Genomic DNA, 23,357 nt, shown 5'->3' with positions numbered 1-23,357 from the left:
TCCCATGAGCACCGCCTGGATGCAACCCCTCCCATTGGTTGCCATCCTGCGCGGGCTCACCCCGCAGGAGGCCCCCGCGATCGGTGCCGCACTTGCCGATGCCGGGTTTCATATCCTGGAAGTGCCGCTGAACTCTCCACAGCCACTGGAGAGCATCGAATTGCTGGCCAGGCAGCTCGGTGACCGCTGCCTGGTCGGCGCGGGCACCGTGCTCACCACCGCCCAAGTGGATGACGTGGCCAATGCAGGCGGCCGCATCATCGTGATGCCGCATGCCGACGTTGAGGTCATCGCTGCCGCGCACGCCAAGGGCATGCGCTGCACCCCCGGCGTGGCCACGCCCACCGAGGCATTCGCCGCACTGCGTGCCGGCGCTGATGCATTGAAGCTGTTCCCTGCCGAGCAGTTGCCGCCGCCTGTGCTGAAAGCCTGGTCCAGCGTACTGCCCGCAGGCACCGCGCTGCTGCCCGTGGGCGGCATCACTCCCGAACGCATGGCGGCCTACCGCCACGCGGGCGCGGCCGGGTTCGGCATCGGCTCGGCCCTGTACGCCCCCAAGACCCCGCCAGCAGAAGTGGCGCGCCGCGCGCGCGCGTTCATCGACGCTTGGAGCAGCACCAACACGGACCCCCATGCATGAAGATCACTGCCATCACCACCTACCTGGTGCCCCCGCGCTGGCTGTTTGTCCGGATCGAAACCGATGCCGGCATCATCGGCTGGGGCGAGCCAATCGTAGAGGGCCGCGCGCATACCGTGGCCGCTGCGGTGGAAGAGCTTTCCGATTACCTGATCGGCAAGGATCCCCGGCACATCGAAGACCACTGGAACGTGCTCTATCGCGGCGGATTCTACCGTGGCGGCCCGATCCTGATGAGCGCGCTGGCCGGCATCGACCAAGCGCTGTGGGACATCCATGGCAAGGCGCTAGGCGTTCCCGTGCACGCCCTGCTGGGCGGCCCCGTGCGCGACCGCATCCGCGTGTATTCGTGGATCGGCGGTGACCGCCCTGCCGATACCGCACGTGCGGCCAGCGAAGCGGTGGCACGCGGTTTCACTGCGGTGAAGATGAATGGCACCGAAGAAATGCAGATCGTCGACACCCATGACAAGGTCACGCGGGTGCTGGAAAACGTACAGGCCGTGCGCGATGCGGTCGGCCCCGATATCGGCCTGGCCGTGGACTTCCACGGCCGCGTGCACAAGCCGATGGCGAAGGTGCTCATGCGTGAGCTGTCGCCGTTTGGTCTGATGTTCATCGAAGAACCGGTGTTGTCCGAACACCTAGAGGCGATTCCGGAACTGGCGGCCCTCTCCCCCGCCCCGATCGCACTGGGGGAACGCCTGTACTCCAGGTACGATTTCAAGCGGGTGCTGCAGGCGGGAGGCGTGGACATCCTGCAGCCTGACCCCTCGCATTCGGGCGGCATTACCGAAACCCGCAAGATCGCAGCTATGGCAGAAGCGTATGACGTTGCCATCGCCCTGCACTGTCCCCTCGGCCCGATTGCTCTGGCCGCCAATCTTCAGCTGGATGCGGTCTGCTACAACGCCTTTATCCAGGAGCAGAGCCTGGGCATCCACTACAACGCCAGCAACGACCTGCTCGATTACCTGGTTGACCGCTCGCCCTTCGATTACAACGAGGGGTTCGTCAAGATTCCCAATGGCCCCGGCCTGGGAATTGAGATCAACCAGGCTTACGTCGACGAGCGAGCCGCTGAAGGCCACCGCTGGCGCAACCCTATCTGGCGCCATGCCGATGGCAGCGTGGCCGAGTGGTGAGCGCGGTGAAGACCATGACCCATTACCCCAGTTTGAAGGGCCGCGCGGTATTGATCACCGGCGGCGCTACCGGCATTGGTGCCGCTTTCGTGGACCATTTCGCCCGGCAGGGCGCAAAGGTGGCGTTCTTGGACATCGATGACAGCGGCGCCCAAGCACTGCTCGATGAGCTGCGTGACGTTGAGCCGGTACCGCATTACCTGCGCTGCGACATCACGGATATCGAGGCCTTCCGAGCCACGATCGCCGAGGCCCGTGGCTTGGTGGGGCATTTTTCAGTGCTCATCAACAACGCGGCCAACGACGCACGCCATGCCTTGGCCGACACCGGCGTGGCCGATTTCGAGCGCAGCGTGGCCGTCAATCTGCGCCACCAGTACTTCGCGATCCAGACCGTGGCACCGGACATGCGGGCGTTGGGCGGTGGCTCGATCATCTGTCTGGGGTCGACCGGCTGGATGATCAAGAACAGCGGTTACCCGCTGTATGCCATGGCCAAATCCGCGGTACACGGGCTGGTGAACGGGCTGGCCCGCGAGCTGGGCCAGGACCGTATCCGCATCAACGCGCTGGTCCCCGGCTGGGTGATCACCGAGAAACAGCAGCGGCTGTGGCTGGATGCGGAGGGTGAAGCGCAGTTGCGGCGCTCGCAATGCCTGCCGGGCTACCTGCGTGCGGACGATCTTGCCCGTGCCGCACTGTTCCTGGCCGCCGACGACAGCCGCATGTGCACCGGCCAGGACTTCATCGTGGACGGAGGCTGGGTGTGACCGCCGCGATGAGCGTGGCGGTTCCCTCGGGAAACACCCTGGGCGAAGGCGTGCTGTGGTGCGACCGCGAGCAGGCGGTGTACTGGACCGACATCCAGCAGTCGAAGTTGTGGCGCTACCGTCCACAGGACGGGGCAATCACCCGCTGGCCGATGCCGGAGCGTCTGGCCGCGATGGCGCTGTGCGAAGCGGACGGTTGGCTGCTGCTCGCCCTTGCCTCCCGGCTGGCGTTCTTCCACCCCGAACGCAACGAATTCCGCGACCTGCAGGACCTGCGTGGGTTGGCAACCACCGATACGCGTGCCAATGATGGCGCTTGCGACCGTCAAGGCAGATTCGTGTTCGGCATGCTGCATGAGCCCGCCGAAGGCCCAAAGCAGGCGGTAGCACCGTTCCTCCGCCTCAATGCGGACCTTACTTTGGAAACCCTGCCGCTGCCGCCGGCCGCCATTTCCAACAGCATTACCTTCAGCCCCTCAGGCGACACGATGTACTTCTGTGATTCGCTACAGAAGCAGATCCTGCGATGTGATTACGGCAAGACGCTCGGGCCGGCGCAGCTGTTCGTTGACCTGCAGGCCGAACCCGGCGAGCCCGACGGCAGCACCGTCGATGCCGAAGGCGGCCTCTGGAACGCCCGGTGGGGCGATGCACGCGTGGTGCGTTACCTGCCCGACGGTACCGAGGATCGCTCGATTGCCACGCCGGTCAGCCAACCGACTCGCCCGGCCTTCGGCGGGCCTGGACACCGCACGCTGTTCATCACCAGTGCGCACGAGGGGCTGGATGCCGCCGGGCGTGCAGTCGACCCCCTTGCCGGCCACCTGCTCTCCATAGAAAACGCCGGTATCGCCGGCCTTCCTGAAGCCCGGTTCGCCGGCGACCCCAACAGCTTGCCGCCCCGCGCACCGCGTGGGACTTCCGCGGAGATTCCATGAGCCTTTCCACCCTTGATATCAGCATCGTGCTGGCCTACCTGGCGGGCATTTTCATCCTTGCACAGTGGGTATCGCGCGAGAAAGCCGGCCAGCAGAAGTCCGCGCAGGACTACTTCCTGGCCAGCCGCAGCCTGCCGTGGTGGGCCATCGGCGCCTCGCTGATCGCAGCCAACATCTCGGCCGAACAAATCATCGGCATGTCCGGTTCGGGCTATGCGATCGGCCTGGCCATCGCGTCGTATGAGTGGATGGCCGCGATCACCCTACTGATCGTCGGCAAATGGTTCCTGCCGATTTTCCTGCGCAATGGCATAACCACCATGCCGCAGTTCCTGCAAGAGCGTTACGGCAACCGCATCCGCACCCTCATGGCAGTGTTCTGGCTGGGCCTGTATGTGTTCGTCAACCTCACCTCGATCCTGTGGTTGGGTTCGATTGCCATTGCCGGTGTTGCTGGCCTCAACCAGGATGTTGCACTGGTGCTGCTCGGCGCGTTTGCGCTGGCTTACCAGCTGTACGGCGGCCTGAAGGCGGTGGCGCTGACCGATATCGTGCAGGTGTGCCTGCTGGTGCTGGGGGGCCTACTGGTGACCGTGATCACACTAAGCAAAATCGGCGATGGCAGCGTCAGCGACGGCTTCATGCAGCTCTGGCAGCAGCACCCGGAGCGGTTCGAGATGGTCCTGAGCAAGGACAACCCGTTCTACAAGGACCTGCCGGGCCTGTCGGTGTTGCTGGGCGGCATGTGGATCGCCAACCTCAGCTATTGGGGTTTCAACCAGTACATCATCCAGCGTGCGCTGGCCGCCAAGAGCCTGCGGGAGGCCCAGAAGGGCGTGGTGTTCGCCGCGTTCCTCAAGCTGCTGATTCCGGCCATAGTGGTTCTGCCCGGCATTGCCGCGGTGATGCTGGCCCCGGATCTGGAGCGACCCGACGCCGCCTACCCCACCATGCTGGCCCTGTTGCCCAGCGGCATCCTCGGGCTGGTCTTCGCGGCGCTGGTAGCGGCAATCGTCGCGTCGCTGGCCTCGAAGATCAATTCGGTGGCGACCATTTTCACCCTGGATTTCTACGCCAAGCGCGCGCCGGATGCCTCGCAGGCGAAGCTGGTGCGGGTGGGCCGGATCGCCGCCTCCATCGCCATCATCGTGGCGGTGCTGACCGCACGCCCATTGCTGGGCGGGTTCGACCAAGGCTTCCAGTACATCCAGGAGTTCACCGGCTTCTTCACGCCGGGCATCGTGGTGATCTTCCTGCTGGGTCTGTTCTGGAAACGTGCCAATGAGGCCGGCGCACTGGCAGCCGCAGTGGGTTCGTTCTTGCTCTCGCTGGTGTTCAAGCTGCTGTGGCCGTCGTTGCCATTCCTGGACCGCATGGGCGTGGTGTTCTTGGCGACCCTGCTGCTTGGGGTCGGTGTTGCGCTGGCTACCCGCGCCAGTGGCGACCGCGACCGCATCCGTACCGATGACGTGGGCTATGCGACCTCCCCGTCGTTCAACGTCGCCTCGCTTGCGGTACTGGCGATCCTGGTGGCCCTGTACGCAACTTACTGGTGATGGACATGCAACTGATGCTTCCCCTGCGCACGCTGATGCTGGCCGTGCTGACAGCCGTGGCACTACCTTCGCTGGCGACCGAGGTGACCTGGACCGATACGGTCACGGTCGATGGGGAGAACGCGGGCTGGGGCCGTCTGGCACGGCTGCCGGACGGACGCTGGCTGGCGGTGGCGACGCGCTATCCCGGTGGCGAGACCACCACGCTGCAGCTCTCTGTCAGCGGCGACAATGCCCGCACGTGGGCGCCACTCTCCCGGGTGGAAGAGCCCAAGCGAAAGCTTGACAACGGCGAGCTGATCGTCCTGCCCGAAGGTCGCGTTCTGTTGGCCATGCGCTCGCTCATCGATGGAGTGTCTTACCGACTGAACGTGTATGCCAGCGACGATCAGGGGCGTAGTTGGAGCTTCCTCAGCACCATTACGCGCAATGAAAGCCCCGCCGGTCGCAAGGACCGCGGGGTGTGGGAGCCAGTTTTCACACTTCTGGAAGACGGCACCTTGTCGGTGGTCTACGCTGACGAAACCCGTGCGGACGAGCGGCCGTCCTACAACCAAGTGGTGTCGCAGCAACTGTCCAGTGATGGTGGGCATACCTGGAGTCCGGCGATCACGATTGCCAACGAACCCGGTGGCGGTCTGCTCCGGCCTGGCATGCCTGTAATGGCGCGGCGCCCGGACGGCGGATACTTGATGGTGCTTGAGACATGCGGGGATGACCCGCAGTGCCCGGTGTCCTACAAGACATCTCCGGACGGACGCAGCTGGCCGGCTGGCCTTGGTACTCCGCTGGCGGACCAGCGCTGTGGCCCCCACGTCATGACCACCCAAAGCGGCACCATGTTTGTCACCTCCTGCTCCAACGAAGTGAGCGCGAGCGAGGATGGCGGTGCCAATTGGACGACAGTGAGGCCACCCGCATGGCCGATCGGCTTCCGCCACTCATGGCCGGCAGTGATCGAATTCGGCCCGCAGGAAATTGGCGTGGTCAATGTGGTCGACGGAAGCGTAAAAGTCCGATTTGGAACTTACACGTCAACGGATCGCAACTGAGTACCGCTAACCCTGGCTAGTGACCACATAGGTCAGCGCGTCGTCGGCTTCAACCGGCCAACGGCGGAGATGCTACTCAGTTCACCCACCTGACCAAGGTGACCCAGCGAAAAAAACCCCGTTCGGCTACTGCTTCTATGGCGGCAGCCATTGCGTCACAATACTCGCACCTGTTCCCTCATGCTCTTCCATTCCAATGAGCAATCGAATCCTCTGGCTCCTCACTCTGACAGCTGCCGGGCTTGCGATTTTCGACTCGTCCGCCGCCTCTTGGCCTGAAAGCCGTAGCGATGCCGTAAAAGTAGTCGCGGAGATCCGCCGAGTGGTTGCGGACGACGGCGTGGAGCGGCTGGAGAAGGTCCGCATCGGCGGCATCGATCAGTGGGTATCGATCCGTGGGTCGGATCGTCGCAATCCAGTGCTTCTCATGCTCCACGGCGGGCCGGGCTGGGTATCGATGCCCACCAGTTGGTATTTTCAACGCGGCTGGGAAGAGTATTTCACGGTCGTCCAGTGGGACCAGCGCGGCGCTGGCAAGACCTACGCCGCTAACGAACCGTCCGTGATAGCACCCTCCATGACGCGCGAACAGATGGTCGCCGATGCGGAGGAGATGGTTGCATGGCTGCGGCGGGAGTTCGGAAAGGAGAAGATCTTCCTGCTGGGCCACTCTTGGGGCAGCTACCTCGGCCTGGAGGTCGCGCAACGCCATCCCAATTGGCTGCATGCCTACATCGGCATCGGACAGATATCCAACGCCCCGGAGAGCGAGCGGCGCGGGTGGGCGTGGACCCTTCACCAAGCCAAGGAGGACGGAAACGCGAAAGCAGTAGCCGAGCTCCAAGAGCTAGCCCCGTATGCGCAAGGCGCCGCGCCGGTTCCCTTGCAGAGCCTCTTCAAACAGCGCAAGTGGCTCAACCACTACGGGGGCATGGTTCACAACCGCCGTGGCGGCGATGCGGAAGCTGCAGCGATAAAGCTCTCCCCGGAGTATTCGGATGCCGACGTCGCGGCCATCTGGAACGGCAACGACTTCTCGATGGAGCACTTGCTGTCGGAGGTCTTAACCCTGGACATGTCATCGGTGCGTCGCATCGACACACCCGTGTTTCTGTTCTTGGGCCGTCATGACCACAACGTGTCTTCGGAACTGGCCGCCGAATGGGCCGACAAGCTCGCCGCTCCCGAGAAGCAGATCATCTGGTTTGAACAGTCTGCTCACGAGGTCATGATTGAAGAGCCGGGCAAGACACTGCTTACCCTCGTCCAACAAGTTCGCCCCATTGCAGAACGCGCAGGCGATACAGCACCTTAAATGAGGGGGCCCGCCAAAGAGTAAGTTCCACGCACTTTTATGCCCACAAAACCAGCCATGGAAGGGCTACCAGCCCTTGCGCGATTGCGTGGAGTTTGGCCGCCAGCTCAGGCCGATCGACGCTAGCAGTGAATTCCTGCAGATCCATCGCGGGACCAATAAAGGCCGATGTCAGACGAGCGCCGTCCAAATCCAAATGGATCCACGTGCCCGCGCGATTCATGGAAAAACTGCGAAGGGCGCCCCGCCCGCTTTCCGAGAGCCTGACCCTGAACTGCGGGTGCCCACTGGCGCCGTAGCCAAGAAATCGAATCGCGCTGAGCTCGACACGAGGTTGTATCAATTGTTGGATCTTCTATTGCCGTGATGGGTCGGCCTCTTCCCGATGCCTCCCCGCCTGAAACGAATTTACCCGTGTCTCTCCTGCCACGGACCGCTCAGAGTCAACTGCAAGCCAGTTTACGTCGAGATCATCCGTGCACCACCTAACTTGCTGACTCATTCATTGACCGGATGCAAGAGAGACGCAAGACGTGGGTAGGAAGAGGGAGGGGACAAAGAGAGGGCGAAAGCGACAGAGCGCTGCCATCTCGCAGCCGAATGTAAGCGCGCGGCCGGTATCGGTGACCAAGCAGCACGCCTTGCTCCGGTCGCTCAGATATTGCCCGGACTGGAAGCCGGGCAAGCTGCAGCCCCGCCCAGATCCACCCCGCCGTCACCAGCACCAAGAATGGCAAGGCGAAGCTGAGGCCATGGCGGGCGCTGCGTCGATTGCATGCCAGCGGCAAGCATCACCGCTACGCACAGCATCGGGACCCACCAACCACAGCAGCCGCTATGCAGGTGGGCGGGCTACGGCCCAATCCGCGACCATCGCCGTCCAAACCTTCATCGCTGTGCCTCAATCCACTGTGCCACGTCGTCCACAAGCTGCGGAAGGACGTTGCCGGGCGTGTTGTATTCCTGCAGCGAACCCGGGCCTTGGCCGGCGACGCCCAGGTGGTTCACCGCCGGATAGTGTTTGAAGCTGGCTTGGCGCTGGCGAGCCAAGCCGTGGTGCCACAGCTGCCAGTCCGTATCCACGACTTGGAAGTCACGGCCGCCTTGGAGCAGCAAAATGGGCAGTGCTGAGGCCTTGGCGTCGGCGACCGGATCAATGTTCTCGAACGCGCGCCAGTAACTCGCCGGCACGCCCAGTGGCAGGTCCTTGGCAGCAACCGGTGCCGTGCCCCGTGCGGCGGCGATCTGCCCGTCCAGTTTGTCCAGGATGGCCTGGTCGTCGGCGCTGATGCTCCCATCCAAGCCCAAGAGGTAGCGGTTCTGTTCCGGCAACACGGTCAGCAGCGAGCGGGCCGGCGCTGACCACAGGACCAGCCCCGCCACCTTGCCCGAGCGCTGCGCAATGCGGGGCGCCAGCATGCCGCCCTGACTGTGCCCCATCACATAGACGTGGTGCGCGTCGATGCCGGTGGCCTTGGCCAGGCCGGCGACGGCCGCGACGGCATCGTTGGTGGTTTCATCGTCCATCGTGTAGTCGTTGCCGCTGAACTCCTGCGGCCGTGCTTTGGTGCGCTTTTCGTAGCGCAGCACCGCGATCCCGTGGGCGGCCAATCCGCGCGCTACGTCCAAGAACGGACGATTCGGTCCAATCGTTTCATCGCGGTCCTGTGGACCGGACCCGTGCACCAGCACTACCGCGCGGAACGGCCCTTTGCCCTTGGGCAGGGCCAGCGTGCCCGGTAGGGCGCCCTTGTCAGACACCACGTCGAAAGGCAGCTCTTGGAAACTTGCATCGGCTGGCACTGGAGCCGCTGGCGGCGCTTGTGCGGTCGCCGGTTTGAAGTTCAGGCCGGCAACGCGGCCGCCGGCATCTACCGCTACTTGCGTGTCGATGTCGCCCACCGCAAACCTCAGCCGCTGTGTCACCACGCTCACCTCGCCGCGCGCAGTGACCTGTGCCGCGCCGCGATCTTGCAGTGCGCCGAACGATTGCCAAAGGGCCTGCAGCTGCGCCGCCGGCACGGCCTTTGCCATCTCTGGAGTGAACATCGCCTCGGCCGCGGTAGCCTCACCGGCCTGAAGATGATCGAGCAGGGCGGCAGCGGTCTGTGCCGGCGGCGCAGCTTGGGCGAGCGTGGCGGTGAAAAGCAGCATCATGCCCATGCCCCAACGTGTCAGCGCGCGCATCTCGCACCTCCTTCTTGAGAATCCGCACCGCCGGCGCCGACGGCAGGTGGACCGCGTCGTTCAGTTCCGAGCGCGGCCGCCCTTGCCGATTCACTTCGTCTCGGAGCGCCCTTCGGTTCGCCTATCGGATTCGTTTCGATTTGAACAGTCAGGTAGCTCCAGCGTGTGCTCATGGCTTGATCTCCAATTTGGGGTTGAGATTAGGCAGACAGGCTGCCAAACGCTGCTGGCCTCTCATTCCAATGCGTCGGAATTCCATGCAGGAGGCCAGCCTCGGGCGTCACAGCGTCAACCAGCATGGCTTGCCCACCAGGCAAAGTTCATTCTGGACACCGGCTGCGCTTCGGAGCCTATTGCACCCTCGCCAGTCCCGTTTCCGCCTCTGGCGCCAGCGTGTGAATTACCTCCCCTTTTGCATTGAGGAACTCGATGGCGCCGTACCCCTCTTCGGTTACGGTCAGCCGCAGGCGTGTCTTGTCCGCTTTGTCGTTCAATGCGATCGCAGGGGCACCGTCTGCACCCACCACCATTCGGATGCGCGTGGACGTTTTAACCCCGGGAACCAAGCGGTTGTCGAGGGCAGGCTCACGCAGCAGCGGCGGTGCTTGGTTGATCGAGAACGCCACCTCGCCGTCCGGCGAGACGCGCCAGCCGATGGCATCCATCGCCGGGTGATCCAAGGCCAGAACGGCCATCCCCCCGGCCACGTCGGCGGTTCCGAAGCCGCCCCGCTCGCTGCCCTTGTCGTCGTAAAGCACCAGCCCGGCGACGTTGAACGCCCGGCGGTATTGGATCCCATCGATGATCGGCGCCGGCGTCCGGCCTGAAAGGGTCATGCGGATGACCCCGTTCTCATCGACGATATCGATGCGCTGTGCAGTGATCCGATCATGGTCGGGCTTAGCGACCTTTGTCTCCGGACTGCGGGACTCAATGATGCGCTGCAGCGCGTCCAGAGAGGGTCGGGACGGGGCTGAATCCTCCGTCGCATTTGAGAGAGGAGAGACAAACATGGAAGCAAGGAAAACGGCGAAGGCAAGTTTCTTCATACAAGTTCCCGTGACGGTTAATGCTTCTGGCGTAGCGCTTTGACGCTTCAGCAAGACCTCACCTCCACGTCACCCACGCCCCCGGCTGCACTGACTGGACGTCGATGGCAGTTCCCCGCGCCACCCTGACCAGAGCGCCCAGAGGATCGTCTACTTCCTGATACTCATCAACCCCCGATATGCCGTAGTGGATTGGGACGAGAAGCCGCGCGCCCAGGACGGTTGCGGCGGCGATGGCCTGCTCGGGCGTCAGAACGCCCGGCTGTCCGCTGACAGGCTTGCGCCATCCGAACTTGGCGCCATTGATCGGCAGGAACGCCACGTCGAAGGGTCCGAGCTGACGACCGATCTTCCACCAGTGGCCGTGCCACATCGTGTCTCCCCCATGGAATATCCGGCGGCCGGCCGCCGACACCACCCAGGAGGCCTGGGTGTCGCCGTATCCGTCCGAGGCGGGCACCGGCGTGGCGGTGAAGTCACCCAGCAACTGCGGCTCCCAAAGGCGTGCTGGCCGTGCCCGGGCACCTCCAGGGATGGGAAGCGGATGGGTTCCCTCGGGGTAGATCAGGCTCCCGCCGTTCCGGAGTGCCTGCGCCACAGCCCCGGCGTCGAAATGGTCCGAGTGGACGTGCGTCAGCAAGACCGTTGTGTCGCCCACCCCGCCCTCAACGGGAACCAGGACGTCCGGCAGTGCCCTGCCCCACTCCGCAGCATTGGTCAGGGGGTCGATCAGCAGGGTTGAGCCTGGCAGCTGCAGGCGAATGCCCGCCCAGGCAAGGCGCTGAATCCGCAGGTCGTCCGACGCTGGCCGTGCGACGGCGTGGGAGACCGGCAACAGCGCGGCCGTGGCGCCAGCGGCGAGGCCGGAAAGAAAGACGCGACGGCCCATGCGTGCGCCATCTGGCACGTCGCCGCTCATGCGACATCCGCCGAGCGGGCCAGGTAGGTGTCCAGCTCAAAGATGCCCCGGGATTCGATGGCCTCCAGATTGCGCAGATGCCACGCCGTTTCGAACGCGCTTGCCTCAACGCCGGGTGCCAGGCAGTCCCCGATCCGAAGGGTGGCCAACCGGGACGCCAGCGATTCACCCTCGCCTTGCGCGCGTATCGCCACCACGCTCTGGCGGATCCGGTCCAGGTAGTGCAGTGCGTTGTCGAGCACGGCGGCGTCAAAGGGGCCCATGTGCCCACCGACGACAGTGCCGCGCCCGAACTGCTTCACCCGACCAATGGCCGTTCGAATCTGGACCGGGTCGGCCTTTGAGAGGTAGACGATGTTGCCCACGATGTTGTCGCCGACACAGACCAGGTCGGCGGTGGGAACATCCACGCTGATGTGATCCATCGTCTTGCCGGGGTTGTGCAGCAGGCGAAGCTCGTGGCGGCCCCAGCGGATACGCATCGCGCTGTCGAACACCACCTGCGGCTCGCAGTAAAACGCGTCGACACAGCGGTTCTGTGACAGGAAGGTGTGGCGGTAGTTGCGGTGCGCGATGACCATGGCATCGGGGAAGGTCGAGAGCCCCGCGATGTGGTCGCTCATGAAATGGGTGGCGACGATGACGCGCACCGTTTTCCCCAGCTCGTCGCAGATCAGCACGCGCAACGCAGCCGCGTCGGCCGCACTTCCGAGTGCATCCACCAGCAGCGCGTCATTGCCATCGAGGAACACGGTTGCAACGGATTGGTGGTCCTCGCCGACGCACAAGAACACGTCCGGACCCAGCGGTTTCAGATGCATGTCGGCTACCCTTTGAATGGAGGCCGCCATGATTGACGGACGGACAGACGCCGACAAACGAGAAGATTTGACCTTCAGATTAGTAAAACTAACCTGATAAGATCGGCCATCCGTGCTGGCAGGAACCCCCTGATGAAGCCGCGCCACGCCCCTCCCCTCACTGCGTTGAGAGCGTTTCAGCCCGCTGCACGTTCCTTGAGCTTCCAGAAGGCGGCCACCCAGCTCTTTGTCACACCGGCCGCGGTGAGCCACCAGGTCAAACGCCTCGAGGCCTACCTGGGCACCGAGCTCTTCGAGCGTGGCCATCGTACGGTGACGCTCACCCCGCAGGGCGCCGCCCTTGCGGCGTCGCTCACTGAGATTTTCGGGATGCTCGATCTCGCACTGGACCGAGCCGCACCGGCTGAACCCGGCCACCTGCGCGTCAGCACCATGGAGTCTTTCGCCGCGAAGTGGCTGGCGCCCCGGCTTCATCGGTTCCACGACGCCCACCCGGATATCCACGTTCGGCTTTTGACGACCGATCAGCTGGTCGACGTTGGCCAGGACCAAGTTGATGTCGCGATCCGATACGGCCTGGGGACATACCCGGGCGTGCAGGTCGAGAAGTTGATGGACGCCCCGGTGTTTCCGGTGTGCGCCCCGGGCACGTCACGGAAGGATGGCAAGCCGATTGCATCGCCCGCCGATCTCGCCCATGTCGCGTTCATCCATGATCAAAGCGCTGAAGGACGTCCGGGCGTTCCCGATTGGGCGGCGTGGCTGCAGGCGGCTGCCTTGCAGGGCGTATCCGCTAACGCCGGCCCCTTGTTTCCCAGTATCTATCTAGCCCTGGAGGCAGCGGTCAACGGGCACGGCGTTGCGTTGGGATTGGCTCCCCTGGTAGAAGAAGATCTGCGGCGAGGACGGCTTGTTAGGCTCTTCGACGGCAGCCTGCCTAATACGTATGCGTTCTGGGCGGTCCGCCCGCTCGCCGCCCGTCGTAAAAGCGCAACAGACGCCTTCTGTCACTGGCTGCAGACGGAAGCCACCGCAACTCTTTCCTCACCTGCCTTGCAGCGGCCCGGTGCCCCTTGACCCCTCGACAAACCCATTCGACGCGAAGTGCAAATCGATGGCCGGGCACACACCTTGGCAATCGACCCAGGGGTCTATAGCTGGTGCTCGAAGGGCGGCAGATGGCTTGAATCTCAGTTGGGACGGCTTGGTGAACGGCGATGCAGCGATAGCAGCGACCCTCCAAGGGCCGCTCCAAGGCCGTTGAGCAGGCTTGGGGGCGCTAGAGCCAGGGGAGCCGGGCATCGCTGCGGAGAGGAGGCGGTCCGACACTACAGCCCCATCACGGTCCTGCGGAGATGCTGCGTTTCAATCCCCCTGTTCAGGAGCAGCGATGCCCACGTCAGCATCCTTTGTGATTCGCTCCTTTGAAGCGATCTATGCCTCGTCGGGCGATGTGGAGCGCATCCTCGCCCTGACTATGGAGTGTGGCGAGTGCAAGGCGACCTCATCCTCAGGAACGGGCTCCCTGGTTCAATTGCCTGGTGGTGCACTGTTCCGGTGCGCCCATTGCGGTTGCCACCAAGCCGTCAGCAACGCTCGGCTGTCGGCCATGCAGTGCCCGACTGGCGGGGGGATGTCCGTATCGAGGCCGCTTCCCCGAGAGGCGACTTCGGCACGCAAGCCCATCTGCGCCAGACCGCCGTCGCTGCCGCTTGCAATGACGAGGTAGCCACCTCATAGGGTGACCACAGCCAGTCGCTGGATCTTGGCGCGCTTGGATGGCCTTCGCTGAACGGAAGGCCCCGGACCCCGCGTTGGTAAGTTCCCTGTAAGTTCGGATGACCAAAGCTCGTAGCGTCCTCCCACGACGCTACTTTCATGCTCAAGTCCGTACTCGCCCTTCCGCTCCTTCTCCCCACCGTTGCCTTGGCCCAAGGCGTTTCCAGCAGCAGTGACTTGCTCGCCGATGCTCAAGACGATCGGTGGTCCCTAGGCGTCGCCGTTTCTGTCCGCGATAGCCCCTATGCCGGCGAAGGCACCCGCGTTCGCCCCCTCCCCTTGGTGACCTTTGACGGGCAGCGCCTCTTTTGGCGCGGGCTGTCTGGAGGGGTTCACCTTATCCAAGGCGAGGCCTTCTCCTTGGATGCGGTCCTTTCTGGACGCTTCGACGGGTTTGACATCAAGGACCTTTCCCGCGCCGGCCTAGCCCGCAATGGCCTGGACGCTACTGCCTTGGAGGACCGCGATGACGGGCTCGACGCCGGCGTGGCCGCCAGCTGGCGAGGGCGGGCCGGGGAGCTGAAGGTCAGCGCCTTGGCCGACGTAACCGACACCAGTGGGGGTTACGAGCTTGCTGTGGACTACGGCTATGCCCTGCAATGGGGGCGCACCACGGTCGTGCCTGGTGCCGGGGTTCGATGGATGTCCAAGGATCTGGTCAACTACTACTACGGGACCCTGGACGAAGAAATCAGTCGGGGCGTGGCAAGCTACCAGCCCGGCTCAGCGCTGGTTCCCCAAGTCAGCGTGGGCTTCTCCCGCCCATTGGGGGGCAAATGGCGGGTGCTCGGCGGCGTGGACTACAAGTTCCTGCCGAACGAACTGGCGGACAGCCCCCTTCTGGAGCCCGACTCGAACGGGTCCGCCGGGGTGCGCTTTGGAATATCCCGGAGCTTCTGATCGTTCATACTAAAGCCTGAGCCCCCATGGTTCCCTCCGTGCCCGCCCCGGCCGTTTCCAATCGAATTGCCTTGGTTGAGGATCATCCACGCTTGGCCAGCTTGGTTGAGCGTGGACTGGGGGCTGCAGGCATCGCCGTGGACACGTTCGCCACCTTGGAGGCCGCCTGGCACGGGCTGCTGCGCCTTCCTTACGCGCTGGCCATCGTAGATCGCGGGTTACCCGATGGCGACGGCTTGACCCTGATCCGAAGGTTGCGCGCGGCGGACAATCAGCTCCCGTGCCTGATGCTGACCGCCAAGGACGCGCTGCATGACCGCGTGGCCGGGCTGGACGCGGGGGCCGACGACTACCTGCCCAAGCCCTTTGCCATAGAAGAACTCACAGCGCGCGTGCGAGCGCTGATGCGACGGCCCGCAGAGTTCCGCGAGCTTCATCTCAGCTACCACGGTCTTCAGATCCTGCCCGAACTCAGCTGCATGCGGCACCAGCAAGAGCAGATCAGTCTGGCACCGGCAGAGCTGCAACTCATCATCCTGATGGTGAGGGCCGCCGGCCAAGTGGTCCGCCGCACCGCACTGGAGGCTGCCGCTTGGGGCGTTTCAGACGCTGTCACCCCCAATGCCTTGGACGTCGCTTTGCACCGCCTACGGAAAAAGCTTGCTGCGATTGACGCCCCGCTTGCCCTCATCAACGTGCGCAATTTGGGCTTCTCTCTCCTCCCCTCCGATGCTGCCGCGTAGCCTGACCGCGCGCTTGATGATCGGCACCATGCTGGCGGTGTTGGTCGCCGCAGTGGCTGCCATCTTGGTCATGCTCGCCATGACATCTCCCAAGCTGCCTGAGCGCTTACTTCGCACGGAACTGCAAGAGGAGCTTGATCACCTGATCGAAGGAATAAGAAGAGATGCGAAAGGGAAGTTCTTCGTCGACTTGAAGCCACAGAACGTCAACGCTTACGACGCCATGACCAAGGACTCTGCCTATTGCATCGTCGATAGTGCCGGAAACACTGTCCTCCAAAGCTCGCCCGGCCCGGCCTTGGATGCCCTGACAGCGCTGCCTACAGGCTCTGAATCGATGATGGTGCCGAGCAATGGGACGGTCGTTCGTCTTCGAGTGATGCAAGGCCCAGTGGACCTCCAAGGCCATCGCTACGTTGTCCGGGTGGCGCGCAGTGATCGGCTCGTGCTGACACTCAGTGACTACGCGGGCACACTCTACCTCAGGGCGGGCTTGACGACGCTGCTCTTGGCGCTCTTGACCTTCGCGATCGTGGTGTATTGGACCATTAGGCGAATGATCGCTCCTCTCAGGGAGGTCTCGGCGGTCGCCGCGCAGGTGAACCCCAGAAGTTTAGGAACCCGGCTCCGCAGCGAGGGGCTTCCCGCCGAAGTCATTCCGTTGCTGGAGGCCTTCAATGGCGCCCTCGCCCGGCTGGAAAACGGCTTTCGGGTTCAACAGGAGTTCCTGGCTGCGGCGGCGCATGAACTGAAGACGCCCCTGTCCCTGCTAACCGCGGAGATTGAGCTGAGCAACGCGCCCAATAGGGAACTGCTGCTGCAGGACGCCGGGCATATGGCGCGCCAGATCCATCAGCTGCTGCATCTGGCGGAAGTGAGCGAGGCCCACAACTACAGCTTCGAGTCGGTTCGCCTTGCGGCGATCCTTCAGGATGCGGCCGACTACCTGATACGCATGGCCGAACAACGCACGGTGACGGTTGAAGTGAACGACCAATGCGGGCAAGTGCCGGTGCTGGCGGATGCGTCGGCGGTGTTTGTGCTGGCCAAGAATCTGATTGAGAACGCCATCCACCATGCGCCCCTGGGCGGTCGAGTGCGCATCGAATTATTCCTTGGGGGCTTCTCCGTGCAGGACGACGGCCCCGGCGTAGCCCCTTCGCAGCAGCCCCTGTTGTTCAAGCGTTTCTGGCGAGCCAAGCCGCGGGACAGCACGGGGGCTGGACTTGGATTGGCGATCTGCTTGGAAATCTGCACCTCCCACGGATGGGCTCTCCGTTATGATGCACCCCAAGACAGAGGTGCGCGATTTGTCGTGGATACAAACCCGCCACTTGAGTCTCAACTCGACCTACCGCACTGAGTATTCTCGGGCGACCAAGGCGGGAGTGTTAGCCCAAACGCCATGCGTTCCGTCCTGCCCGCCTACTAGAGAGAGCAACAGTGCCCAATACAGGTCGTTTCCACCTTCTGGATGTTGAAGGTTTGAGAAGTGAGGACGACCGACTCTTGGAGTTGACAAGGGTTTTTTGTCGCTGCCTTCAATGCAGTGCGGCGTTCACAGCCACGCCCGCTCAAGGGCTTGAACCCTTGGATGGCGGTGCAACGCTCCGTTGTCCCAAGTGTGGCGAGCACCACGCCATCAGCCTAGTCCGATTTGAGGACTTCGCGCGCCGGCATGGGACGAACGCTTCTTAGGCCGGCGTTGCTTGCGCAGGTGGTCGCCTAGACTGGATTTGCCGGACCCGAGGGTCCACGGTTTGCACTGGATTGGGCTCGGTAGTCCAACGTCACGTCGTTGATCAGCGACGCTACCGCGGTCGCCAATCGCCTGCCGTCTGAAATGGAGCCATAGAAGCGGATGGAGGGGCCGTCGACCTCCACCCCGGCCACGCCCAAGTCGTTCTTCAACGCATCAATACGCGCGTCGAACAGGGCAAGCCAGCTGGGATGCGGTGCCACGTCCAGCATGGCAATGATCGCCTCGTCTTCCGTTTGATCAACGTTTTCCTGTAGATCAGGGACGTCGAAGCCCAGAAGTCTGGGCGCACCGGTATCTGGGGATGAACTGCTCATGGTCCTATGATATCGCGAAGCGCTGTCTTTTCCCTGGCTCATCGCGCCCCATTGGATTTCCGCCCAATGGGGCGCATGCCGAAGGGCTATCGCGGGTGTCTCACTTCAGCGGCGCATCGCTCTGTTGATACGTGCCCACGATGACGCCTTTTGCCAAGACATGGCCCGCCGCGGCCTTAAGGACCTCATCCCGCGTCGCGCCCGGACGAACGTCGAGTCTCTTGTCCAGCGCCAGCACCTGGAAGTGATAGTGGTGTGGCGGGTCGCCCACCGGGGGCCTGGGCCCGTAGTAGCCGACGGAACCGCGGCTGGTTGCGCCTTGGAGGAGCCCTGCGGGGTTGGTCAGCCGGGGCTGGACTTGGACGCCCTCCGGCAAGCTGGTCACGGATGCGGGGATGTTCCAAGCGACCCAATGCACGAACGGCTTGATGGGCGTGGAGTCCGGGTCCTCGACAATCACCACGTAGGTCACCGCTTTCTGCACTGCATCCCACATCAGCGGCGGCGACAGCCCTTCGTGATACGCGCTGAATCGAGAGGAGAGCGCCTGACCGGCTTGGAAGGCCGGGGACCGGACGGCAACCTCGGGGGCCTGCGCCACGCGATCGAGGGCTAACGGGACGCCGTTTCCGGTCGCCACCTGCTTTTCAAGGGACTGCGCCGGGATGGCGGCGGAGGCAGCGGGAGCGGCCTTTCCAGCGCTGTAGCTCACGCGGTAAATAATGCCGTTGGCGTCGTCACCCACCAAGAGTGCCCCGCCCCGCGTGACGGCCAAGCCCACGGGGCGTGCGAAATGGGTCCGGCCTTCATCGGTCAGGAATCCGCTGAGGAAGGGCTCGAATGCGGTCGGCTGCCCGTTGCGGAACCGAATCCGCACCACCTCATAGCCCGAGGCCGGCTTCCGATTCCATGACCCCCGCATGGTGACGAACGCGTCACCTCGGAAGGCAGCGGGATACTGGTTACCCGTGTAGAAGACCAGCTGCATGGGGGCCGCATGCGCGGTATAGCCCAAGACCATGGGTTCGCTCATCTGAGTCCACTGGGCCTTCGTGATTTCCCCTGGAGGCGTGCTCTGTGGATTCTGCCCATCCTTGCCCCAGATATGCGGCCAACCATACTGCTTGCCTTTGACGATGTGGTTGAGTTCCTCCGGTTGCACGTCGTCGCCAAGGAAATCAATGCCGTGATCCATCCCCCACAGTTCGCCGGTCTTCGGATCCCAAGCGAAGCCCAAGGTGTTGCGCAGTCCACTCGCAAAGATCGTGCGGCTCTTGCCGTCCGGCGAGGCGCGCAACAGGGTCGCGTGCTCAGGATTGGATTCATTGCAGGCGTTGCACGAGGAACCCACGCTGATATACAGCATGCCGTCAGGGCCGAACGCCAACGTCCGGTTGGGGTGCTGCCCGCCGTCCGGGAGATCATTGATGATTCGCTCAATGGCTCCCAAAGACCCATCGGGGTTGAGAGGCGCCCGGAACACCTCGGTCGCCGTGGCCATGTAGAGGTGGCCGTCGCCGATGGCCAATCCATGGACACTCGGACGGTGGGCCACGGTCCGCGGGGCTTCATCCAAGACTCCATCCTCGTTGGCGTCCTTTAGCAACAACACGTCCCCTTGGTCACGGCGGGAAACGTAAATGTCGCCGCTGGGCGCCACGGCAATGATGCGGATGTTCTGAAGTTCCTTGGCGAACGCTTTTGCCTCGAAGCCTTGCGGCACCTTTAGGCCGGCGATGCGCTCGTCGGTCGCCGGAACCTTGTCGGGTTTGAACGTATTGACCCGGGCGGGGACATCCGTCCCGTCGCCCTGCTGAGCAAGGGCCGGCCACGCTAACGTCGTGAGCAGGGCGGCGCATACGAGGGTCCGTTTCATGGGCGAGCGTTCCAAAAGGTTAACTGGGACCTGAAGGATCGTCCCGCACCGATCAACCGACCGCGAAAGCAATGCGAGCGCCGCGTGATCCGTCCATATTCCGAAAGTCTCAGTCCTGAAGGCGTTTCACCCTACTTTTGGGGAGTTCCCGTAGACGTTGCATTAGCATCCGGGTCCGACGGCGCCTCGGGGTTTTCCTTGCCAGCGTGAGCATGAGCAGCGGTCGGGTCCTCGATCTGGATGACCTTCCCCTTCTGCCACGCATCGGCGCCCGCATCGATGGGGGGCGCTCCGATGTCGGCACGGCGCTTCCGCTTGTCCTCACTACTGACGCCCAACCTTGCGTCACGGGCAGCGACCATGGCTGGGTCCGCCTGGCCGTCTGCGGTGAACCCCATCATCAGCTGCGGCATGCCTCGGGGCAGGTCCTTGTCCAGGTCTGTGTGCCAGGTGTGCCAGGTCTTGCCATACGTGTGGATGAGCTTCTCCATCAGCGCATGCTCGGCCGCCTCGGGAATCCCTGGCGCAATGAGCTGACCGGATTTCACCTCTTGAACATGGCTGTGCCACAGCGCTTTTTCCTGTTCAGGGAGGCCCGCAAACAGCTTCTCACTGATGATGTATTCCACCCCCATCAACTTGGCGTCTTTCACATTGCCATCGTAGATCGTGCACTGGATGACCTCCTCGTTGAGGATGGAGCAGTAGTGGTGAGCCTCCATTTGGACCTTCATCTGGCCGTTGTAGAAATGGAACCCGTCCAGATAGGCGTTGATGGCGTCGACCGGAGGCCGGTCCTGCAGCACCGCGGCGCCAGCGTCCAGCGCTTTCGTCTTCGCGGTTTCTTCAGCCCCCGGTGCTTGGACGCTGGACTCTGTGTTCCCACCCCCGCACGCAGACAGGACAAGCGCGACGGCGGCGCAAACGATGGATCGACGCATAGTGATTTCTCCTGAAAAGCAACGGCAGCTGGTAAGTGGGATCAGTCGTCCTCTGCCCACCGTGCCAAGTTCTGTTGGATTGATTCAATGCCTTCCCAAGGGTCCTTGCGCCTGCGTTTGAGCTTGGCGGGCACGTCCTTCATGGTGAAGGTATCTGCGCGGGTGAGCTTGGACAGCTCGCTCCATGCGATGGGCATTGCCACGGGCGCGCCTGGCCGACCTCGCAAGGAATACGACGCAACAGCGGTGGCACCCCGCCCGTTGCGCAGGTAGTCAACGAAGATGCGTTTGTTGCGCAGGCTTTTGGTCGACGTAGCCAAGAATCGCTGCGGCTCGGACTGTGCCAGGGCGTCCGCGAACCCATGGGCAAACCGCTTGGTGAGATCCCAATCGCATCCGGGATTCAGCGGCACCACCACGTGTAAGCCCTTGCCTCCGGAAACGCGTAGGAAAGACTCCAGCTCCAACTGCTGAAGGAGCTTCCGAATGTCGGTGGCAGCTTTCTTGATCTCCGAGAACGGCACGTCCGGGCCTGGGTCAAGGTCGAACACCACGCGATCGGCGCGGTCGGGCGAATCGGCGTGGCTGCCCCAAGGGTGAAACTCCAAGGCGTTGAACTGCACAAGCTCCAAGAGACTGGCAGCGTCTTCAACCACCAGGTAGTAGGCGTTGATTCCACTGTCTTCCTTGAGCTTCACCGAACTGACCAACTCCAGACCCGCAGTGTGGTGTTTCTGGAAGAAGCACGGCCGGCCGTTCCCAGCTGGGCAGCGGATGATCGACAGTGGACGCCCAACGATCTCAGGCAGCAGATGGTCCATGACCGCGCTGTAGTAATCCCACACATCCTGCTTGGTGGCCTTGATGTCGGGGAAGATGACCTTGGACGGGCTTGAGAGCTTTGGGGGAACCCGCTCTCCTGCATCCGCCCTGCCCTTGCTGTTCGTGGGTTTGACGGCAACACTGCGCTCGGGTCTGGTGACGGCTTGCTTCCCACGTTTGTTCGGCTTGGCCGATGTAGCACCGCCGCCGGAATTGTTGCTCTGATCCGAGTCGTTCAGATCGGCCACGTCTTTGTCAGGCCGCACCGCTTTCAGCGACGCTTGGCGCAGCAATTGTTGCCCGCCAATCCCTCGGTAGAAGACCTCGACGACAAACCGGGGCGCAAACCAGGTGGCGGTCCGCAAGTCGGTCTCTGTCGTTGGGACATGTGCGGTGGGCTTCTTCCCGCCGGCCGTGCCGATCAGCGCTGTCAGCTCCCCAATCAAGGTGTCCGAAAACCCCGAGCCGACGCGCCCCACGTAGAGCCATCCATGCTTGGGGTCGGGCTTGGCCAGCAGCAACGATCCGAAACCGGTGCGGCTTCCTTTGGGTGCCGTGTAGCCGACCACGGCAAATTCGTCGCTGGCCAACTGCTTGGTCTTCTTCCAATTCTCGCCTCGGCCGCCGTGGTAGCCGCGATCTGCGCGCTTGGAGATGATGCCCTCGAAATGCTGCTCACCCGCCAAACGGTAGGCCGCCTCCCCATCGCCGGCGATGTGCGAGCTCATGGCCAAATGGGTCGGGGCTCCCTTCAGGACGTCCTCCAACAGCGCCTTTCGTTCCAGCAGCGGCGCATCCGCGATGTCCACGCCGTTGATATGCAGAAGGTCAAAGAGCGCATACGACAGCGCCCCCTGACGTTCACCAGATAGGGTGGCTTGAAGTAGGTTGAAGTCCTCCTTCGTCCCGCGCCCCGCGATCAACTCCCCGTCCAAGGCGGCGGATTTCAAACCGAGTGCAGCGACGGCATCACGTATCTCGGGAATCTTGTTGGTCCATTCCAACGCGTTTCGCGACCACAAGCGAACCTCGCCTTCCGCAGCCGTGGCCAGGATCCGGTAGCCGTCCCATTTGATCTCATGAACCCACTGATCGCCCTTGGGTGGCGAGTCGCCCAGCTTGGCCAACTGGGGTTCGAACGGGCCCTGGGGGGCCTCGGCCCTTTTACCACCGGTCAGCGCCAACGCCCTCTTGGCCCAATCCACGCGTCGAGCGGATTTTGCGACGGGGATCGCATTGAGCCGTTTCTTGTCGGGCTTCCCGCTGCCGGCCCGTTTGAGGTCTGCGGCGGGGGGCGCGGCGACATTGCCCAACAGGTCATCGGCCTCGACATGGCTGGCGTAGGCATCGTCCTCCTTGAAGAGGAGCCACTGCGGCTGGCGCGCCGGCTTGCCGGAGCGGACCAGGTGCCATCCGCCTTTGAGCTTGGAGCCGAACAGTTCGAAGCGCAGATGCCCTTTGGCAAGTTGGGCCTCGGGATCCCCTTCGGTGGCCCAGACCCCGTGATCAAACTGGGCGACGTGACCCCCGCCATATTCGCCCTTCGGGATGTCGCCTTCGAAGCTGGCGTAGTCGACGGGATGATCTTCCACCTCAACGGCCATCCGCTTGACCTTCGGGTCGTAGCTTGGCCCTTTGGGCACGGCCCAACTCTTCAGCGCGTCACCGACCTGGAGGCGGAAGTCGTAGTGACGACGGCTGGCATGATGCAACTGAACGACAAAAATGGCTCGCTGCCCGGGGGGTAGTGCCTTGCCGGGTTCGGGCTCCTTGGTCTTGCTAAAGCTGCGCTTGCGGCGGTATTCGGTGAGGGACATGCCCCGCGCCC

Annotated in this window: 19 protein-coding genes; 11 read left to right on the top strand and 8 right to left on the bottom strand. The window is 63.4% G+C overall.

Annotated elements, in window-relative coordinates; genetic code table 11:
* Positions 1-4: 4 nt before the first annotated feature.
* The 7 genes from ACPEH1_RS03690 to ACPEH1_RS03660 all read left to right on the top strand — a co-directional run bounded on the left by ACPEH1_RS03690 (position 5) and on the right by ACPEH1_RS03660 (position 7,416).
* Positions 5-640 carry a 2-dehydro-3-deoxy-6-phosphogalactonate aldolase gene (locus ACPEH1_RS03690; RefSeq protein WP_423715265.1) on the top strand — a complete coding sequence of 212 codons (636 nt, stop codon included), beginning with the start codon at positions 5-7 and terminating at the stop codon, positions 638-640.
* Positions 637-1,785 (top strand): galactonate dehydratase, encoded by a 1,149-nt coding sequence (gene dgoD, locus ACPEH1_RS03685; protein WP_423715264.1) that lies wholly within the window; start codon positions 637-639, stop codon positions 1,783-1,785. Before ACPEH1_RS03690 ends, dgoD begins: the two co-directional genes overlap by 4 nt.
* 14 nt (positions 1,786-1,799) lie before the next feature.
* The gene (locus tag ACPEH1_RS03680) at positions 1,800-2,555 is read left to right on the top strand and encodes an SDR family NAD(P)-dependent oxidoreductase (protein WP_423715263.1); all 756 of its coding nucleotides are present in this window, start codon (positions 1,800-1,802) and stop codon (positions 2,553-2,555) included.
* Positions 2,552-3,493 carry an SMP-30/gluconolactonase/LRE family protein gene (locus tag ACPEH1_RS03675; protein ID WP_226956664.1) on the top strand — a complete coding sequence of 314 codons (942 nt, stop codon included), beginning with the start codon at positions 2,552-2,554 and terminating at the stop codon, positions 3,491-3,493. The genes ACPEH1_RS03680 and ACPEH1_RS03675 overlap by 4 nt, the downstream gene beginning before the upstream one ends.
* Positions 3,490-5,049 (top strand): sodium/sugar symporter, encoded by a 1,560-nt coding sequence (locus ACPEH1_RS03670; protein ID WP_423715261.1) that lies wholly within the window; start codon positions 3,490-3,492, stop codon positions 5,047-5,049. Before ACPEH1_RS03675 ends, ACPEH1_RS03670 begins: the two co-directional genes overlap by 4 nt.
* 5 nt (positions 5,050-5,054) lie before the next feature.
* Positions 5,055-6,101, top strand: coding sequence for a sialidase family protein (locus ACPEH1_RS03665; protein WP_193222825.1), 1,047 nt, complete (start codon positions 5,055-5,057; stop codon positions 6,099-6,101).
* A gap of 196 nt (positions 6,102-6,297) precedes the next feature.
* A complete protein-coding gene (locus ACPEH1_RS03660) occupies positions 6,298-7,416 on the top strand; it encodes an alpha/beta fold hydrolase (protein ID WP_152153246.1) in 1,119 nt (372 codons plus the stop codon).
* Positions 7,417-8,304: 888 nt separating this feature from the next.
* On the opposite strand, the gene ACPEH1_RS03655 is transcribed toward ACPEH1_RS03660, so the two are convergent.
* The 4 genes from ACPEH1_RS03655 to ACPEH1_RS03640 all read right to left on the bottom strand — a co-directional run bounded on the left by ACPEH1_RS03655 (position 8,305) and on the right by ACPEH1_RS03640 (position 12,392).
* Positions 8,305-9,603, bottom strand: a complete 1,299-nt coding sequence (locus ACPEH1_RS03655) for an alpha/beta fold hydrolase (RefSeq protein WP_423715260.1) — start codon at positions 9,601-9,603, stop codon at positions 8,305-8,307.
* A gap of 350 nt (positions 9,604-9,953) precedes the next feature.
* Entirely contained in the window at positions 9,954-10,652 is a 699-nt protein-coding gene (locus tag ACPEH1_RS03650) for a hypothetical protein (RefSeq protein ID WP_152153247.1), read from the bottom strand.
* Positions 10,653-10,710: 58 nt separating this feature from the next.
* Positions 10,711-11,571 carry an MBL fold metallo-hydrolase gene (locus ACPEH1_RS03645; RefSeq protein ID WP_152153248.1) on the bottom strand — a complete coding sequence of 287 codons (861 nt, stop codon included), beginning with the start codon at positions 11,569-11,571 and terminating at the stop codon, positions 10,711-10,713.
* Positions 11,568-12,392: an MBL fold metallo-hydrolase gene (locus ACPEH1_RS03640; RefSeq protein WP_423715259.1), complete on the bottom strand. Its 825-nt coding sequence runs from the start codon at positions 12,390-12,392 to the stop codon at positions 11,568-11,570. The genes ACPEH1_RS03645 and ACPEH1_RS03640 overlap by 4 nt, the downstream gene beginning before the upstream one ends.
* A 132-nt stretch (positions 12,393-12,524) precedes the next feature.
* Here ACPEH1_RS03640 and gcvA point away from each other — a divergent pair, with 132 nt between their 5' ends.
* The 4 genes from gcvA to ACPEH1_RS03620 all read left to right on the top strand — a co-directional run bounded on the left by gcvA (position 12,525) and on the right by ACPEH1_RS03620 (position 17,177).
* Complete coding sequence (gene gcvA / locus ACPEH1_RS03635) at positions 12,525-13,469, top strand: transcriptional regulator GcvA (protein WP_423715258.1); 945 nt, start codon at positions 12,525-12,527, stop codon at positions 13,467-13,469.
* A gap of 801 nt (positions 13,470-14,270) precedes the next feature.
* Positions 14,271-15,071 carry a MipA/OmpV family protein gene (locus ACPEH1_RS03630; RefSeq protein WP_152153251.1) on the top strand — a complete coding sequence of 267 codons (801 nt, stop codon included), beginning with the start codon at positions 14,271-14,273 and terminating at the stop codon, positions 15,069-15,071.
* A gap of 26 nt (positions 15,072-15,097) precedes the next feature.
* Positions 15,098-15,814, top strand: a complete 717-nt coding sequence (locus tag ACPEH1_RS03625) for a response regulator transcription factor (RefSeq protein ID WP_152153252.1) — start codon at positions 15,098-15,100, stop codon at positions 15,812-15,814.
* Positions 15,801-17,177, top strand: a complete 1,377-nt coding sequence (locus tag ACPEH1_RS03620; RefSeq protein WP_423715257.1) for a sensor histidine kinase — start codon at positions 15,801-15,803, stop codon at positions 17,175-17,177. The genes ACPEH1_RS03625 and ACPEH1_RS03620 overlap by 14 nt, the downstream gene beginning before the upstream one ends.
* A 362-nt stretch (positions 17,178-17,539) precedes the next feature.
* Here ACPEH1_RS03620 and ACPEH1_RS03615 read toward each other — a convergent pair whose 3' ends face one another.
* The 4 genes from ACPEH1_RS03615 to ligD all read right to left on the bottom strand — a co-directional run bounded on the left by ACPEH1_RS03615 (position 17,540) and on the right by ligD (position 23,346).
* Positions 17,540-17,890, bottom strand: coding sequence for a hypothetical protein (locus ACPEH1_RS03615; protein ID WP_152153254.1), 351 nt, complete (start codon positions 17,888-17,890; stop codon positions 17,540-17,542).
* Between the two features lie 100 nt (positions 17,891-17,990).
* A complete protein-coding gene (locus tag ACPEH1_RS03610) occupies positions 17,991-19,766 on the bottom strand; it encodes a YbhB/YbcL family Raf kinase inhibitor-like protein (RefSeq protein ID WP_350463501.1) in 1,776 nt (591 codons plus the stop codon).
* A gap of 131 nt (positions 19,767-19,897) precedes the next feature.
* Positions 19,898-20,707: an OBAP family protein gene (locus tag ACPEH1_RS03605; RefSeq protein ID WP_423715255.1), complete on the bottom strand. Its 810-nt coding sequence runs from the start codon at positions 20,705-20,707 to the stop codon at positions 19,898-19,900.
* Between the two features lie 41 nt (positions 20,708-20,748).
* Positions 20,749-23,346, bottom strand: a complete 2,598-nt coding sequence (ligD, locus tag ACPEH1_RS03600) for a DNA ligase D (protein ID WP_423715254.1) — start codon at positions 23,344-23,346, stop codon at positions 20,749-20,751.
* Between the last annotated feature and the right edge of the window lie 11 nt (positions 23,347-23,357).

This window comes from Stenotrophomonas sp. NPDC077421, from assembly GCF_049545505.1.
In the GTDB taxonomy this organism is placed as follows: Bacteria; Pseudomonadota; Gammaproteobacteria; order Xanthomonadales; family Xanthomonadaceae; genus Stenotrophomonas; species Stenotrophomonas nematodicola.
Note: the sequence above shows the minus strand (reverse complement) of the source record. Positions and strands in the feature narration are given on the sequence as shown.